The following is a 16,753-nucleotide window of genomic DNA, read 5'->3' as shown; positions in this document are numbered from 1 at the left end:
TCGTACGCATGACCAGCGACGACACCGCACCTCCCCTCCCGACCCGTTCCATCGAGACCCACTCCGCGCTCTCCCCGGAGCAGACCGAGGCCGTACGGGAACTGCTCACGGAGGCCGCCCGGAACGACGGGCAGCAGGCGGTGTCCGAGCAGGGACGGCTCCAGCTGCGCGGGGGCGAGCGCGAAGGCGTGTCGCATCTGCTGCTGACCGCCGCCGGCGAACTCGTCGGATACGCCCAGCTGGAGGACACCGACCCGGTGGAGGCCCCGGCCGCCGAACTGGTCGTCCACCCCGCGCACCGCGGCCACGGGCACGGCCGCGCGCTGGGCTCGGCCCTCCTCGCCGCGTCCGGCAAGCGGCTGCGGGTGTGGGCCCACGGCGGCCACTCCGCCGCCCGTCACCTCTCCCAGGTCCTCGGCCTGACCCTCTTCCGCGAACTGCGCCAGATGCGGCGCCCGTTGGCGGACCTGGCGCTGCCGGACCCGGTGCTCCCCGAGGGCGTGACGGTCCGCGCCTTCGTGCCCGGCGAGGACGACGCGGCCTGGCTCGCCGTGAACGCCGCCGCCTTCGCCCACCACCCCGAGCAGGGCTCCCTCGCCCAGCGCGACCTCGACGACCGCGAGGCCGAGTCGTGGTTCGACCCGGCGGGGTTCTTCCTGGCGGAACGGGAGGGCGAGCTCATCGGCTTCCACTGGACGAAGGTCCACGCGGAGGAGGGGCTCGGCGAGGTGTACGTCCTCGGGGTGCGCCCGGGAGCGCAGGGCGGCGGCCTGGGCAAGGCGCTGACCACGATCGGCCTGCGGCATCTGGCGGCACAGGGGCTGCCCACGGCGATGCTCTACGTCGACGCGGACAACAAGGCGGCGGTGTCGGTGTACGAGCGACTCGGGTTCACGACGTACGAGACGGACCTGATGTACCGCACGGAGACCTGACACTTCGGAGCAAAGGGACTCCCTCAAAGCGCAGATAGCTCCCAGAAGGGGCGGCGACCTTGACGCCGCCCCTTCTCTTGCACCACCCTTTCACTACTCAATTAGTGAAAGGGTGGTGGAACGGATGGTCGAGTACCGCATCGACCGGCGCTCGGGCGTCGCCACCTACGTCCAGATCGTCCAGCAGACCAAACAGGCGCTGCGCCTGGGCCTGTTGGAGCCGGGCGACAAGCTGCCCACGGCCCGTGAGGTCGTCGAGGCCACCGCCATCAACCCCAACACCGTCCTCAAGGCCTACCGCGAACTGGAACGCGAGGGCCTGGTCGAGGCGCGCCGGGGGCTCGGCACGTTCGTACGGCGCGGGCTGAACACCGCACCGGCCGACTCGCCGCTGCGCACCGACCTGGACGCATGGGCCGCACGGGCCCGCGAGGCCGGGCTGGACCGCGACGACGTCGACGCGCTTTTCACGTCCGTACTGGACACGTACTTCAAGGGGGACGACTCATGACCGAGACCGCCATCGAGGCGGCCGCGCTGACCAGGAGGTTCGGGCGCCGCCGCACGGCCGCGCTGGACGACTGCGCCTTCCGCCTCCCGGCGGGCAGCGTGTGCGCCGTCGTCGGGCCGAACGGCGCGGGCAAGTCGACGCTGCTGTCCCTCGCCGCCGGACTGCTGCGGCCCACCGAGGGCACGATCACCGTCCTCGGCCAGACCCCGGCGGCCGTCCGCGAGCGGCTCGCATACGTCGCCCAGGACAAGCCCCTGCACCCCCAGCTCACCGTCGCCGACACCCTGCGCTTCGGCCGCGAGCTGAACCCGCGCCGCTGGGACGACCGGGTCGCCGAGCGGATCGTCGCCGAGGGCGACCTCGCCGCGGACGCGAAGATCCGTACGCTCTCCGGCGGCCAGCGCACCCGAGTCGCCCTCGCGCTCGCCCTCGGCAAGCGCCCCGAACTGCTGCTCCTGGACGAGCCGATGGCCGACCTCGACCCGCTCGCCCGGCACCAGCTGATGGCGGCGCTCATGGCCGACGCCGCCGAGCACGGCACCACGGTTGTCATGTCCTCGCACGTCGTGGCCGAGCTGGAGGGCGCCTGCGACCACCTCCTGCTGCTCGGCGCCGGCCGCGTCCGCCTCTCCGGCCCGCTGGACGACGTGCTCGCCGCGCACCGCCTCGTCACGGGCCGGGCCGACGCGTCCCTGGACCCGCACACCGTCGTCGAGTCCCGTACGACAGGACGTCAGGTCACCGCTCTCGTACGGCCCGAGGGCGCCCTCGGCGACGGCTGGCAGAGCACCGTCCCGACCCTGGAGGAGCTGGTCCTGGCACACCTGCGCGTCCCCGGGGCTCCGGCCCTGCGCCTCGACGACGTGCGGGAGGCCGCCGTATGACCGCCGTGACGACCATCGAGACGTCCGCCGCCGTCACGCCCGCCCGGGGCCCGCGCGGCCTGCTCTGGGCGATGCTGCGGCTGCACCGCTGGGCGCTGTGGTTCTGGGTGCTGCTGGTGGCCGTCGGCGCGGGAGCACTGCTGTGGGCGTACGGTCCGGGCGCGGACGCCGCCTGGTCCGAGTACCGCACCCTGCACTGCGACACGAACGACCCCGGCCTGGGCTGCGACGCCCTGGGCCCCGCCTACAGCATGTACGACACGGCCGTCCGCGTCGGCGCCGGACTCCTCGGCCTCGCGCCGTTCCTCACCGCCGCCTGGGCGGGCGCCGCGCTCATCGGGCGTGAACTGGAGAGCGGTACCGCCCAGTTGGCGTGGACGCAGTCCGTCTCCCCGGCCCGCTGGCTGGCCGCCAAGCTGGCCGTCCCGGCCGCCCTCCTCACCACCGGCATGCTCGTGCTCACGCTGCTGCACCGCACGCTGTGGTCGGCGGACGGCCAACTGCGAACGGCGATGGGCTCGCGCAGCTGGTACGAGGGCACCACCTTCGAAGCCAACGGCACCCTCGGCATCTCCTACGCCCTCCTCGGCCTCGCCGTCGGCGTCCTGGCGGGCCTGCTCCAGCGCCGCGCCCTGCCCGCCGCCGGACTGGCGGTCGTCGGCCTGGCGCTCCTGACGACCGTGCTCGGCACGCTGCGCCCGTACCTGTGGCCGCTGCAGACGCTCACGAACAGGCACGAGTACCCGGCGTACATCGGCATGGTCGTCGACGAGGGCGCCCTCACCTCCACCGGCGCCCGCGTCGCGGACCCCATCTGCGTCGACGACACCAAGTGCCTCGCCGAGCACGACATCGTCGGCTTCTACCGCGACTACCACCCGTCCTCCCACTTCTGGCCCCTCCAGCTGGTGGAGACCGGCATCGCCCTCGCCGTCGCGGCGCTGGCGGTCGCGATCGCCTTCCGGCTGCTCAAGCGCCGCACCGGAGCCGCCGTATGACCACCGCGCTCAGCGCCGCGACCGCCCCGGCCACCCGCACCCGGCGCGGGCCGAGCGGCCTGGTCTGGACCGTGCTGCGGCTGCACCGCACGGCCCTGGTCTTCGGGGGGCTCGCCCTGGCCGTCGCGTCGGGGTGCCTGGTCTGGATGTACGCCATCGGCGACGAGGCGCGCAGGGGTATGGGCGGGTGCGCCGAACCGGTCGCCGTCGAGGGCCTGCCCTCCTGCGCGTCCATCGATGCGGCCACCACCGACACGTACACCTTCTTCATCGGGCTGCTCGCCACAAGCCTGTCGTTCGTGATCTTCCCCGTGGCCGCCTGGTCGGGCGGCGCACTCATCGCCCGCGAGCTGGAGAACGGCACCGCTCAGCTCGCCTGGACCCAATCGGTCACCCCGGCGCGATGGCTGGCGGCCAAGCTCGCCGTCCCGGCCGTCCTGCTCACCACCGGCACCGGCGGAGTCGCCCTGCTGAACCTGTGGGCCCGGCAACACGACGGCCCCGACCTGGGCGGGGACTGGTACTACTCGGACGTCTTCATCGTCACCGGGCCGACTGTCGTCGCCTACCCCCTCGCGGGGCTCGCCCTCGGTGCGCTCGCCGGGCTGCTCTGGCGCCGGGCGCTGCCCGCCGCCGGCGTGGGCTTCGCAGCCACGCTGCTCCTCTACAACGTGCTGGAGCGCTACCGCGCAGACCTCTGGCCCACGGTCACCCGCGTCGAACCGGGCGGCTTCGAGCTACCCCGCTCGGCCTGGCAGAGGGGCTGGAACGACGGCCTCACCCGGGCGACGTACCACCCCCGGTCCCACTTCTGGCCCCTCCAGTACGTCGAGACCGGCATCCTGCTCGCCGTGGCCGCGGTGGCGACATTCGCCGCCTTCCGGCTGCTGCGCCGCCGTATGCCGTGACCCCGGCCTCCGGCCCGTACGTCCCTCCACGGGGGGAGGGACGTACGGGCCGGACAGACGACCCGTCACGTAGACGCCCGCGAGCCGCCCCCCGCTATCCCGCACGCCATGTCTCCGTAACCATTGGTTCAGACGGGCTTGCGACGCTCAGTCAATGACGCCCGCCGTGCCAGAGCCTTCGCCGCCCCCTGAGGGGAACGCGGGGAACGGGGAGGCCCGACGCCTCCCGATCACGCTCCCGCCCGCCGCTTCCGACGCGCCCGTAATGCTCGCAACGCGGAACAATGGGCACATGAGCCAGTCCTCCAACGCCCAGGCAAAGGTCCAGCACGCGCAGCCCTCCGTGGGCTCCATAGCGGCGCACCGCCCGCACACGGTCTCGGCGGTCGTCTCCGATCTGGAACCGGACATCGACGCCGACCTCGACGCGTACGAGGTCACCGAGATCGAAGGTGTCCAGCTGCCCCAGGGCCGGTTCCTGGACCGGGAGCGCAGCTGGCTCGCGTTCAACGAGCGGGTCCTCGAACTCGCCGAGGACCCCAACACCCCGCTCCTCGAACGGGCGAACTTCCTGGCGATCTTCGCCAGCAACCTGGACGAGTTCTTCATGGTCCGGGTGGCCGGTCTGAAGCGCCGTATCGCCACCGGTGTCGCCACCCGGTCCGCGTCCGGCCTGCAGCCCCGCGAGGTCCTGGAGATGATCTGGGCCCGCTCCCGCGAGCTGATGGCCCGGCACGCCGCCTGCTACCACGAGGACGTCGCCCCCTCCCTCGCGGAAGAGGCCATCCACCTGGTCCGCTGGAACGAGCTCACGGAGAAGGAGCAGGCCCGCCTTTTCACCCTCTTCCGGCACCAGATCTTCCCGGTCCTGACCCCGCTGGCGGTCGACCCGGCGCACCCGTTCCCCTACATCTCCGGGCTCTCCCTGAACCTGGCCGTACGGGTCCGCAACCCCGTCACCGGCACCCCGCACTTCGCCCGCGTGAAGGTGCCGCCGCTGCTCTCCCGCTTCCTGGAGGCCTCCCCCGGCCGGTTCGTCCCGCTGGAGGACGTCATCGGCGCCCACCTGGAGGAGCTGTTCCCGGGCATGGAGGTGCTGGAGCACCACGCCTTCCGGGTCACCCGCAACGAGGACCTGGAGGTCGAGGAGGACGACGCCGAGAACCTGCTCCAGGCCCTGGAGAAGGAGCTCATGCGGCGCCGCTTCGGGCCGCCGGTGCGCCTGGAGGTCGAGGAGAACATCAACCAGGAGGTCCTGGACCTGCTGGTGCGCGAGCTGAAGATCAGCGAGGCCGAGGTCTACCCGCTGACCGGCCCCCTGGACCTCACGGGTCTCTTCCGCATCGCCTCCATCGACCGGCCCGAACTGAAGTACCCGAAGTTCGTCGCGGGCACCCACCGCGATCTCGCCGAGGTGGAGTCGGCGTCCGCGCCGGACATCTTCGCCGCCCTGCGCAACCGGGACGTCCTCCTCCACCACCCGTACGACTCCTTCTCCACGTCCGTGCAGGCGTTCCTGGAGCAGGCGGCCGACGACCCGGACGTCCTCGCGATCAAGCAGACCCTGTACCGGACGTCCGGCGACTCCCCCATAGTCAACGCGCTCATCGACGCCGCCGAGGCCGGCAAGCAGGTCCTCGTCCTGGTCGAGATCAAGGCCCGCTTCGACGAGCACGCCAACATCAAGTGGGCGCGCAAGCTGGAGGAGGCCGGCTGCCATGTCGTCTACGGCCTCGTCGGCCTGAAGACCCACTGCAAGCTGTCGCTGGTGGTCCGCCAGGAGGGCGAGACGCTACGGCGCTACAGCCACGTCGGCACCGGCAACTACCACCCGAAGACGGCACGGCTGTACGAGGACCTGGGTCTGCTGACGGCCGACCCGCAGGTCGGCGCGGACCTGTCCGACCTGTTCAACCGGCTCTCCGGCTACTCGCGCCGGGAGACGTACCGCCGGCTGCTCGTGGCCCCCAAGTCCCTGCGCGACGGCCTGATCTCGCGGATCAACAAGGAGGTCCAGCACCACCGTGCCGGGCGTCCCGCCCACGTCCGCATCAAGGCCAACTCCATCGTCGACGAGGCGCTCATCGACGCCTGCTACGCCGCGTCCCAGGCGGGCGTCCCGGTCGACATCTGGGTCCGCGGCATCTGCGCGATCCGCCCGGGCGTGGCAGGACTGTCGGAGAACATCCGCGTCCGCTCGGTCCTCGGCCGCTTCCTCGAACACTCCCGGGTCTTCGGCTTCGGCAACGGCGGCGAACCCGAGGTGTGGATCGGCAGCGCCGACATGATGCACCGCAACCTCGACCGCCGTATCGAAGCCCTGGTCAGGGTCACGGACCCGGCCCACCGCGCCGCGCTCAACCGGCTCCTGGAGACCGGTATGTCCGACACCACCGCGTCCTGGCATCTCGGCCCGGACGGCGAGTGGACCCGGCACGCGACGGACGCGGAGGGCCAGCCCCTGCGCAACGTCCAGGAGATGCTCATAGACGCCCGGAGGCGCCGGCGTGGCACAGCAACACCTTGATCCGACGGACCCCATGGCCGGGGCTGTGACCGGGGACGCCCTCGCGGGCTACCTGCGTGCCCAGGCCACCGAGTTCCTGCGAGCCCTGCGCCTGCACCGGGAGACCGGTGCGGGGGCGGCCGCGGGCGGCTCGGCGGAGTCCGTCGACGCGGCCCGGGCCCTGCGCCGCTCGGCCCGCCGCATCAGCGCCAGCCTGCACACGTTCCGCCCCTTGGTGGACACCGACTGGTCGGAGGCGATCCGCCCCGAACTGGCCTGGGTGTCGGGAACGCTGGCCATGGAACACGCGTACGCGGCCCGCCTGGAACGCCTGCTGCTGGCACTGCACCGGTTGTCGGGGGCCACGGTGCTGCCGGCGCAGTCGGGCGTCGCCGACATCGCCGACGTGACCGACGGGGTCCCCGCACCGCAGAAGGGGGCACCGTCCCCCGCCGGGCCCCCCACCCACCCGGCGGCCACCCCGGACCGCGGCAACCTCACCGTGGGCGCGGCCAAGGCGGGCGCCCTGCTCGACCGCCAGCTCACCCTCGCCCGGACCCGCGCGCACAGCACCGCCCTCCAGGCGCTCGGCTCCTCCCGTTTCCACGCCGTGGCCGACAACATCGCCGTACTGGCCAGCGAGGTCCCCCTCACCCCGGCCGCGGCCGTCGCCGACCTGCGCCCGCTCGCGGCCGCCGCCGAGGAGCGGCTCACCGACGCGGTGACGGCGCTGCCGCTGGTGACCGCGGGCCACCCCTACAACGCGGAGGCCCTGATCCACGGCCTGTCCCCGGACCCGGCCCCGCATCCGCAGGACGCGCCCTGGCACCAGGTCCGCCTGCTGCTGCGCCTGCACCGCTACGCCCGCGAGGTCCTGCACGGCGACAGCGAGCCGGTGGACGTACGGCTGCTGGGGACCGGCCAGTCCCTCAACCGGCACCGCGACGCCTCCGAGGCGGCGGCCGCCGCGGCCCAGGCGGCCCGCACCCCGAGGATCGCGCCGGCGACGGCGTACGCCCTCGGTGTACTGCACGCCGACCAGCGGCACGAGGTGGAGGCCGCGCGGTTCGCGTTCCAGCAGTGCTGGCAGCGGCAGACGGTGGGCACCCCCTAGGCACCCCCGCATCAGGGCCACCGAGCAGAAGGAGGCATCCCCGGTGACGCACGCGAACGACCTCACCGTCCAGGCGGCCGGCTGCGTCCTGTGGCGGCGCTCACCAGTAGACGGTGAGCTGGAGATATGCCTGATCCACCGGCCGAAATACGACGAATCGTAGCATCACTAATCACGGTGCACTACGATGCCGACGCATGATCGACACCAGGAACCCGGCACGGCCGTCAAAGACGTTCTCCCGCTCCTACGTCGCTCCTGAGCTGCAAGCACACTTGGCACAGGGGGGCTCGGTTGAGGAGTGGCTAGGCGGGAGGACGCCCATCGCGTCCATGGCCCGCATCTCTGCCGACCGGCTGAAGGGTGACGCGATCGGCGTAAGCCGCCAGCACAAAAACAACGCACGTAACGCAGCCCTGCACGGCTGCGCCGTCGTCGTGTGCTACGAGGACAACAACATCACCGCAGCCAAGCGCGAGGTCGTCCGTCCCGCGTTCCTCCAAATGATCAAAGACATCACCCACGGTCACGAGGAAGAGACAGGTATCCCGCTCAAGGGCTGTGTCGCGGTGGAACGCGAGCGGGTATACCGACTCCCCCGTGACTTCGTCGCCCTCCAGGACGCGTTGGTCCTGAACGGGACAGGGACCTTCATCGAAGACAAGACCCCCCTGAATCTCGTAGACGATGACGGCACGATCATCGCCGGCCTGGTGACCTCCGGAACGGGCGAGGCAGAAGTTCGCAAGGTTCGGAAGAGGACAAAGCGCAACGCCAAGGACCGGGCCGAGGAAGGGGGCGTCCCTGGCGGCCCTCGCCGGTTCGGCTGGCTCGGAGCAGACAAACGAGAAGGCCGCCTGAACAACGAAATCAAGAACCCCAACGAATGGTCCCACCTGATCAAGATGATCAAGAAGCGGCAGGACGGCCGTTCTTGGCGGCATATCACAGGCTGGATCAACCGGGAGAAAGATGAGAACGGGAACCCCATTCTCACCGCTCGGGGCGGAAAATGGTCCGAACAAGGCGTCAAGGGAGCCGTCACCAATCCCGCCTGGTGGGGCGGCCGGATCCTTGACGGGGAACTCGTTAAAGATCCCGATACAGGAAAGCCCAAACTAGGCAAGTGGGAGTACGCCGACTCCGAGGCTGACAAGGTCGACTACGAAACCTGGAAACAGATCATGGCCGACGTGCGCGCGAACCGCTTGCACCGAGGAATGGCCAATCCGCACACTGCCAAAGCTACAGAGGGCGAGGACACCCGGGTTGGAAAGTACCTTTTTTCAGGGATCCTTCGCTGCGGGCGAATCAATGACCTCGATGAGGTGTGCTATTCAAAGTTGACCGGCAATAAAGCCACCGGAAAGAATGCCAAGTATGGCGACTATTACCGATGCGGTGACGCCAACTGCAAGGGTGTTGGCCGCCGTGTAGCACCCGTAGATGCGTACCTTGAGGAACTAGTACTGTCCTATCTGGACAAGCACTTTTCGGGAACCAAGCCTAAGATCACACCATGGCGGGGTAAGAAGAAGCTGTCCGAGCTCGTCAGTCAGCGGAAGAAAATCAAAGACTCCGTGGTAAAAGGAGAGTCCGATTGGGACGACGTACATGACATGATCACGCGTCTCAATAGGAACATCAAAACGCTGGAGGAAGAGGAGCTGGACCACCTCAGGACAGAGGCAAAGAGGAATCTCCTTCGTGGCTGGAGTCGAAACAAGTGGCACCAAATGGAACTGGACGAGAAGAAGGAAGCCATCGCTCAGGTCCTCACATCTTCTGTGGTTCTGCCAGTGCCTGAAGGACGAGGCGACAAGGCCCCATTCGATCCCAACCTCTTGCAAGTCTCTTGGCGCAAGGAAAAGCATGCTAAGACTCAGAGTCGAGACCAAGAATCGCCCTCAAACTCCGACGTTGCATAGGACCCGGTTCAGGCGCATTTGCTAGCTGAACCTGAACCCATTCGTCTATCGGGACAGCAGACCTTCCGGCCCATACCCCCGACCTCGCGTCGGGGGTCACCCCTATCGCCCCGTCCTCAGAATCGTTTATCGCATCATTGGAATGGGAGTAACCCGCGTCCTCACACGGCATACTTCCACCCCTCGGCGATCATGTCCCTTCTGATCTCGCGGAGGCTGACTAGGTCTTCGGCTATGCCGACTGCGAAGTCCGCTTCGGCCGGCGTGTGCCCGGAGCCGACGTAGCGCCAGGCGGATTCGGTGACGGTATCTGTGTCCTCCAGGGCGAGCAGGCCGCCGCCCTGGTGGTCGGCCCGGACCGCGCGGAGTGCTCCGTAGGTGGTGGAGTACTGGCGGGATTTGGTGAGGACGTGGCCCCGGAAGCCAAGCGTGTGAGCCCAGGCCCGGAGCCTGAAGTCCTCCAGTTCCAGCAGGCCGCCCAGGCGCCAGCAGGCAGCCATGAGAGCGCGCAGGTGGGCATTCACCGGGGCCAGGCGGATACTTTCGAAGTCGTCTATGCGGTAGTCGATGCCGCCCGCGTCGCCGACGCTCTTGGAGACGTATTTCGCGACGTACGCCGCAACGGCGTCGTCGGTCACTGCCGATGATTCGGTGAATGCATCGCTGCGGATCGGGTGAACGTCGAGCTGCTTTCCCCACTTGATGACGCGCTCACCGGTTGCCGGGGAATACGGTGTGCGCACCTCTACCTGATCAGCGGCCGACCGCGCGGCGCCATCGAGGAGTTCGGTCGTGGCCCACGGGGGCGGGGTCGAGGAAGGGCCGTCAGGCCCGTCGAGGCGGATGACCGCATGGAAGTGGACGGCCCCCCGCTTTTGGTATTCGGCGACTTTCGCGAAGGACACCGTCAGGTGTTCGCGCAGACGGGTTTGCGTGATTCCTGCGGCAGTTGCCAGATGGCGCCGAAGCGTGCGGCAGAAGCGGTTCCATAGTGCGCCGGCGGAAGCGTGCCACAGGACGTGTCCGGCGTAGTCGTAGCAGTCCGGGCACAGCGGCTGACCCACCTCAGAATCAGTGTCGTCGTGCTTTTGGCCACAGCCGAGAGGCCGCCCGTGTTCGCAGAATCCGCGATCCCGTCGAGGGCGGCATAGGGCCCCGTCAGGGCCGCTCGCACGGTGCACGGCGCCGAACGAGGGAGCGGTGAGGGTGACGAAGAGCCGGGGGTGACGCTGCACGTCGGCTGTGACGCCCTTGCCGCCGAGGAGGCCGGAGCGGACCAGGTGGAAGGTGTCGCCCGCGTGCAGGTAGGAGCACGGTTCGCAGCGCGTCTCTCGCCGGTTGCGGCAGCGCACCGGCATACGGCCACCGGGTTCGTCGCTTGTGTCGTAGTGCCTCAGGACCTCGCCCGTGACCGCGTCACGGGTGGTGGTGTGTCCGGCGAGGTAGATCGGGTGGGCGCAGCCGCCAATGGATTTGATCTGTTCGAGCCAGCGCGGGAATCCAGGTTCGTGGACGAGCCGGATAAGGTCGCGTTCGGTGGGAGAGAGAAGGCGCAGACGCTCAGCCTCATTGAGGACTGAGCGCCGCGCCTCATCTGATATCGGGTACACGGTGGCCCCCTTTCGCGGGGTACGGGAACGGCGGTCATCGGTCAACTCCTGCTTTGACTTGTCTCAGCTATGAATGCGACTCAGCTTTGATCAGCCAGAAGCGGAGCACCCGTGCCGCTTGATTGACTTCCGCATGGCAGTCAACGCAGTCATGCGTCCTTCATGTAGGCGATGGTGACCCAGCCTTTCCGTCCCTTGTTGGGGCCGCTGGTGACCTTTCCGTAGTACCAATAGAAGTCCTTTGTGCAGTAGTTGATGAAGCGGGTTCCCTTGGAAAGAATTCCGAGAGACGTGTACTTCTTTCCAGGCCCCTTGCGAAGGTGCACGGCTTCCGTCATCTTCTTGTTGACCTGATAGACCTCCAGGCAATCTTTCGGCAGGGAAGCAGCCGAAGCGGTCGGGGCGATGGCTATACCGGCCCCGATAACGCTCAGGCCTAGCACGCTTGCCGCGAGAGAGCGGGCGAGGTTACGACGGATCTGCATTGCGTTTGCTCCTTTGAGAGTGTTTCGAGGTGACCTTGTGCCGCCCCTGGTGTTCTTTTTCGGTGTCAGCCGAAAAAGAGGCTTCCGATGGCCTGGATGATGGCCCAGACGGGATAGGAGAACGGCGTTCCTGCGAGAAGAAACCCGAAGAGGGCGATCAGCGTTGCCTGATAGGCCCGGATTTCCCGTGACCGCGAAGTCAGGACGACGTACAGGAACAGGAATGAGTCGATCACCCAGATATGTGTCTGTGTCATGCCGCTACTCCCCCTTTCTCGAATGTCACGGGGTCGGGTTGGGTCAGGAACGGATTCACGGGCGGATCGGTCCGGCCGATCTCGGCCGCCTCGGCGGTGGAGAGGGGGCGGGAGCGTGCGCGCATCCACCGGCCGCCCATGGCGACGACGGCCACGCCCTGTTCGTCCTCGGTGATGTTCTGCGCGGTGATCACGGCGTCCGGGTTGATGTCGCCCAAGGTCATCTCGGCCGACGCCGCGTCATGTGCACGGTGGGCGACGCGGCCGCCGAGCTGAGCGCGCAGCGCGGTCACGCGGGGACCGAGATCGGAGCCGACGCGTTGCCCGGCAACGACCAGGTGCACGCCGAGGGCCGCGCCGAGTTGGGCGATGCGCAGCAGCAGGGTTCCGCACTGCTCCGCTTCGTCCCGTGATTCGCGGGAGCCGTCCGTCAGGTACAGCTCTGCCAGTTCGTCGACGATCACGACCAGGGGCACGGGCTGTTGTTCCTCGGTCAGTTCCCAGACCGATCGTTTGTCCCAGGAGCGGCACCACTTCATGCGTGCCTGGATCTCGTCGACCACGCCGGAGAGCACGCCGAGCGCCTGTGTCCGGTCGACCGCCAGGGCGGAAAGGCGTCCGCCGAACAGCCCAAGCTCCATGCCGCCCTTGCAGTCGATGCCGACCAGGGCAACCCGCTGAGGCGCCAGCGCGAGCACCAGGGCCGCCAGGAGGGACGACTTTCCCGACTGCGTGGCCCCTGTGACGAGCCAGTGGGGAGTGCGCCGCAGGTCGATCAGCCACGGACCGCCGTCCTCGGAAACGCCCACGTCAGCGGCGAGGAGCACGTGTGCCGGCGAACGGACGGAGGGGGCATCCTCGGCGAGCGGATCCCTGGCCGTGACGTCGATGACCACCTGTCCCCGACGAGGCGAGGTGACGCGCACACTGTGCACGCGCCATGTGTGTTCCATGGCGCGGGCCGCCGCGTAGAACGGCGCCGGAGTCTGCCCCGGATGCAGCAACACCCGCAGCCTCAGCCCGGTAGCCGTAGGCATGGGCCAGGACAGCCGGGGAGGCTTCGGCTTGAGGGCCTGGCCCTGCACCACGAGGTCACGGCCGATCACCCGACGGTCCGGCGCCATGCTCACCGAGAGATGGTTGAGGTAGGCCAGCCGCCGCCAGGTCGTCACGATCCGCAGCGCGGTTGCCGGGTAGCCGACCAGCCACCAGCGCCACGGCCACCGCCGTACCGGGAAACCCCGCGCCTCCAGACGCGGTTCCCACCACTTCTGGGTGAGCACGCCCACGATGATCAGCGCCGTCAGGATCCACACCACCAGAGAGGCGGGCATCAGGCGTCACCGTCCTTCGTGTCCGGCGCCTTGGTGCGCGCCAGCACGAGCCGCGCGCGCATCATGGCCGTCTCGGCGTGACGGGCCGTCAGGGAGAGGAGGAACCGGATGGTGGTGACGTCGTCGGACGTGGTCAGCAGCGCCTCAGTACCGGCGAGCGTCCGCAGGTCCCGCAGCAGCGAGCCGAAGTGACCGTCGACGCAGAACACCGGATCGTCATCACCGTCGGGCACGTCCGCGTCGTCCAGACCGGCCGCCGTCCGCATCTGACGCGCCATCCGTTCGGCATCCTCGGCGAGCACCACCGCGCACGGCTTCTTGCAGGCGAACACCGGTGACTCATCGGCCGGGTTGCGGCCCACCTGCACCGACGTCACTCGCGTGTCCAGGAAGCTAGCGCCGCACACCACGCAGGCCAGCCCGTCGCCCTGAGGGCCGCTGATGTGCCAGAAGTAGCGTTCCATCAGGAATCACCGCCCGACGACTTCCCGCGCGGACCAGCAGCCGCCGCAGCTGCCGTGGCCGAGCCGCCGCCGGAGCCCGTCGCGGGTGTGATCGAGTCGGCCCGGTAGGTGGTACCGGTCCGGCCCTCCAGCGCCCAGTCACGCGCCCACAGGTTCGTGAGTTTGACCTCACCGCCCTCTGTGAGGCCCTGCGGCTGACCAACGGTCGTCACGTGGATCTCTTCCAGCCGCCGCCCTTCCTGCTGGCGGACGACCAGACCCGTGATCCACAGCGGGTTTCCTTCACGGTCCCTGCGCTGATCACCTTCCTGTGTCGTACGCGGTTCGGGAGCGATCAGGCAGCGGATGGCGCCCAGCCGTGCCACATCGATCGGCTTGTTTTCCAAGGGGGTTCACCTCATCCCAGAACACACCCATCGGACCACTTGTCCGGATGGGTTGAGACGGCCCATCATCACCCGAACGACGGAATCAAGTCAACCGCTTATCCGGATGAGTGGTTCCGATCTATGCGCCAGTCGACCAACCACTTATCCTCATGAGTGCACCACGCGCCCTATAGCACGACCCACTGACAAGGAACGCGGCACGACGACTCGCCCCGCAGGTGTCGAGTCCGCGTTGGACGACGCAGAAGGACAGCAGCCATGGCAGCCCGAGAGCACATCGAACGCGCCCCCTCCATGTACATGCAGGTGGCTCAGCGCATGGCCGACGACATCCGCAAGGGCCGCTACCAGGCGGGCGACCTTCTGCCGTCGGAGAGTCAGATGGTGGAGATGTACGGGGTCGGCAAGCACACCGCGCGCTCCGCCGTGGCCGAGCTGCGCCGCATGGGGCTGGTCGAGTCACAGCAGGGCAAGGGAAGCATCGTTCTTGCTGTCAGCGGAGTCCTTCCCGCCACCCGCATCGAACGGTCCATCCAGCGTACGGCAAAGGGGAGTTGGAGCCTTCCGGAGACGAAGCAGACGGAAGCTCCCGCTGTCAGCCGGATCGTGCTGGACGGACCCCCGGCAGTCCTGCTGGACCAGCAGGACCAGGACGCCATCAACGTCGACCGCATGCTCTACGACCCGGCAACCGGCGCCCGCATCGCTCACCGTGTCCTCATCCCGCTCGCCACCGCAGCCGACGTGCCCACACTCGCCGAGCAGCCCGACGCCGAGGTAGCCGACCTGTACCGGCAGCTTGCCGACGCCGGCCTCAGCCTGTCCTTCACCGAGCACGTCACCGCCCGCACCCCGTACCCGGACGAGAGCGCCGCCCTCGGTATCAGCGACTCCAGCCCTCTGCTGATCGCCTACCGCGTGACCGCCGACGCCGACCAGGACCGCCCTCTGCTGTGCGAGGAGCTCAAGGCACCCGCCGCCGCCTGTCAGCTCACCTTCCCCGTGACGCCGACGAAGGCCGCCGCCAAGCGCACCGTCCGCCGCCGTTCCTGATCGGTCCAACTTCTCTTTACTTGCTCAAGGGCGCGCCTTCGGCGCGCCGGGCGGCCCTGGCCGCCTCGGCCGGGCATGCGGCCTCCGGCCGGTCCCGTCCGGACGGCCAGCCGCCCGACACCGCAAGCCACCCCGGACCAAACAGAGAAGCCCCCCGCGGTTTCGTCGCAGGGGGCTTTGTCGTCTGCTCGGTCAGTCACGAGGCGAGCCACACGACCGACAAGCCCCACACTCCCCTCAGCACGAGCGCCAATTCCGCCCGCTTACTTGCTGGTCCATACAGCAAGGCCGACACCGCTCGCCGTGGCAAAACACCGCCGCTACCGCTTTCGCTTCCGTCGGTGTTCCAGGACGATGCGCCACAGCTCAGTGCGATCCTCCGGCCGAGGAACGAGGAGCCTGATGATCATCGCCAGACACGAGGAGCAAACGAGAGGGAAGGCAAGAAGCCAGATAGCCCACCAAGGGGTCCCTGGCAGAAGTTCGAAGATCTGGGACACTGATGCGCCCTCCGGTTAACAACCCGGGGGCGGCTCGACTAGGCCGCTTGAGCCTCTCCCGAAAGGCACATGTGTGAGCCGCCCCACCCTTGGCGTTCAAGCCGGGAGGGGAGCAGACCGGGCGCCCGGGGGACCCGGGGGGCTGCTAGTCGCATGCGTCCGCAAGAAGTGTGATCAGCGGCATCGCCGACGCGCGTGGGCGGTCGCAGCGCCGCGCGAAGAGCCGTAACCAGCTTGGCGATCCTAAGTAGCAGCCGAATGAGGTGCTGCTTAAACGGAGGTGTATCGGACTGCGTCCGAAGGGATCGGACGGACTCTAGCCAGGCCTTCCAATCCCGGTTCCGGAGGGCTTCAACGAGAGCAGGCTCACGGCCGGTGAACGCCGTATTGCGAGGGGGTACGCGCCACAGTTGGGGCGCACTGCCCGCCGCCAGTGAACGCGCTTCATCTCGCGCCCTGTTTAGATCTTCCTGAAGCTCCCGCGTACGAAAAGACCGCCAGGGGGGTGAGGGACGCTCGTTGTGGCCCATGACACAAGACTAGGGCACTGTTCGTCCTGCACGCGTTGGATTGCCCGTAGTTGACGCTTAGGTGCCTGCCAATACGAGCGTTGAGGCCGGTGGTACCAAGGACGCTATAGCGCGCCCCTGGACCCCGCCCAGCGTGGCAACCTCACGCGCGAATGCCGGTTTCGTCGTGGCCTATCTCCGTGCGCGCGTGAGGTCACCACGCACGTGATCAGCATCTTTCCCCCGTCGAGGGGTGCCGGCTCAGACCACCCGTGACGGCGGCCAGTGGATACTCCCCGTAGGCGGCCGTTTATCTAGCACTCTGTGGCCGCGAGCTTCCCCACTGGCGGCCGGATACCTCCCCGGAC

General features: G+C 68.5%; 15 protein-coding genes and 1 pseudogene. 10 read left to right on the top strand and 6 right to left on the bottom strand.

From position 1 onward, the window contains the following. The first annotated feature begins 8 nt into the window (after positions 1-8). From mshD to ACFU95_RS32890, 9 genes and pseudogenes are all read left to right on the top strand, one after another. Positions 9-935: a mycothiol synthase gene (gene mshD, locus ACFU95_RS32930; RefSeq protein ID WP_383835174.1), complete on the top strand. Its 927-nt coding sequence runs from the start codon at positions 9-11 to the stop codon at positions 933-935. Between the two features lie 124 nt (positions 936-1,059). After that, on the top strand, positions 1,060-1,446 hold the full coding sequence (locus ACFU95_RS32925; RefSeq protein WP_383835171.1) for a GntR family transcriptional regulator: 387 nt from the start codon (positions 1,060-1,062) through the stop codon (positions 1,444-1,446). Then, positions 1,443-2,330 carry an ABC transporter ATP-binding protein gene (locus tag ACFU95_RS32920; protein WP_383835168.1) on the top strand — a complete coding sequence of 296 codons (888 nt, stop codon included), beginning with the start codon at positions 1,443-1,445 and terminating at the stop codon, positions 2,328-2,330. The genes ACFU95_RS32925 and ACFU95_RS32920 overlap by 4 nt, the downstream gene beginning before the upstream one ends. Beyond that, a complete protein-coding gene (locus ACFU95_RS32915; protein ID WP_383835165.1) occupies positions 2,327-3,328 on the top strand; it encodes an ABC transporter permease in 1,002 nt (333 codons plus the stop codon). The genes ACFU95_RS32920 and ACFU95_RS32915 overlap by 4 nt, the downstream gene beginning before the upstream one ends. After that, positions 3,325-4,236 (top strand): hypothetical protein, encoded by a 912-nt coding sequence (locus ACFU95_RS32910; RefSeq protein ID WP_383835162.1) that lies wholly within the window; start codon positions 3,325-3,327, stop codon positions 4,234-4,236. Before ACFU95_RS32915 ends, ACFU95_RS32910 begins: the two co-directional genes overlap by 4 nt. A gap of 292 nt (positions 4,237-4,528) precedes the next feature. Continuing rightward, positions 4,529-6,763, top strand: a complete 2,235-nt coding sequence (locus tag ACFU95_RS32905) for an RNA degradosome polyphosphate kinase (RefSeq protein ID WP_383835159.1) — start codon at positions 4,529-4,531, stop codon at positions 6,761-6,763. Further along, positions 6,744-7,856, top strand: coding sequence for a CHAD domain-containing protein (locus ACFU95_RS32900; RefSeq protein WP_383835156.1), 1,113 nt, complete (start codon positions 6,744-6,746; stop codon positions 7,854-7,856). The genes ACFU95_RS32905 and ACFU95_RS32900 overlap by 20 nt, the downstream gene beginning before the upstream one ends. A gap of 43 nt (positions 7,857-7,899) precedes the next feature. After that, positions 7,900-8,013, top strand: a pseudogene (locus tag ACFU95_RS32895) (DNA mismatch repair protein MutT); the annotation flags it as partial. A 40-nt stretch (positions 8,014-8,053) separates the two neighbouring features. Next, positions 8,054-9,784, top strand: coding sequence for a recombinase family protein (locus ACFU95_RS32890; protein WP_383835153.1), 1,731 nt, complete (start codon positions 8,054-8,056; stop codon positions 9,782-9,784). A 161-nt stretch (positions 9,785-9,945) separates the two neighbouring features. Here the strand turns inward: ACFU95_RS32890 and ACFU95_RS32885 are convergent, their stop codons facing one another. The 6 genes from ACFU95_RS32885 to ACFU95_RS32860 form a co-directional block, all read right to left on the bottom strand. Next, a complete protein-coding gene (locus ACFU95_RS32885; protein ID WP_383835150.1) occupies positions 9,946-11,394 on the bottom strand; it encodes a replication initiator in 1,449 nt (482 codons plus the stop codon). A gap of 149 nt (positions 11,395-11,543) precedes the next feature. After that, complete coding sequence (locus ACFU95_RS32880; RefSeq protein WP_383835148.1) at positions 11,544-11,879, bottom strand: SH3 domain-containing protein; 336 nt, start codon at positions 11,877-11,879, stop codon at positions 11,544-11,546. A 65-nt stretch (positions 11,880-11,944) separates the two neighbouring features. Continuing rightward, on the bottom strand, positions 11,945-12,136 hold the full coding sequence (locus ACFU95_RS32875; protein ID WP_383835145.1) for a hypothetical protein: 192 nt from the start codon (positions 12,134-12,136) through the stop codon (positions 11,945-11,947). Next, positions 12,133-13,470, bottom strand: coding sequence for an FtsK/SpoIIIE domain-containing protein (locus ACFU95_RS32870; protein ID WP_383835142.1), 1,338 nt, complete (start codon positions 13,468-13,470; stop codon positions 12,133-12,135). The genes ACFU95_RS32875 and ACFU95_RS32870 overlap by 4 nt, the downstream gene beginning before the upstream one ends. Beyond that, on the bottom strand, positions 13,470-13,934 hold the full coding sequence (locus ACFU95_RS32865; RefSeq protein ID WP_383835139.1) for a hypothetical protein: 465 nt from the start codon (positions 13,932-13,934) through the stop codon (positions 13,470-13,472). The genes ACFU95_RS32870 and ACFU95_RS32865 overlap by 1 nt, the downstream gene beginning before the upstream one ends. After that, positions 13,934-14,320: a hypothetical protein gene (locus ACFU95_RS32860; protein WP_383835136.1), complete on the bottom strand. Its 387-nt coding sequence runs from the start codon at positions 14,318-14,320 to the stop codon at positions 13,934-13,936. The genes ACFU95_RS32865 and ACFU95_RS32860 overlap by 1 nt, the downstream gene beginning before the upstream one ends. 261 nt (positions 14,321-14,581) lie before the next feature. On the opposite strand from ACFU95_RS32860, the gene ACFU95_RS32855 reads away from it, so the two are divergent. Next, the gene (locus tag ACFU95_RS32855) at positions 14,582-15,376 is read left to right on the top strand and encodes a GntR family transcriptional regulator (protein WP_383835133.1); all 795 of its coding nucleotides are present in this window, start codon (positions 14,582-14,584) and stop codon (positions 15,374-15,376) included. Positions 15,377-16,753: the final 1,377 nt, after the last annotated feature.

Source organism: Streptomyces sp. NPDC057623 (genome assembly GCF_042800355.1).
In the GTDB taxonomy this organism is placed as follows: domain Bacteria; phylum Actinomycetota; class Actinomycetes; order Streptomycetales; family Streptomycetaceae; genus Streptomyces.
The sequence above is the reverse complement of the archived record's forward strand: the minus strand, read 5'-3'. Positions and strand labels throughout refer to the sequence as shown.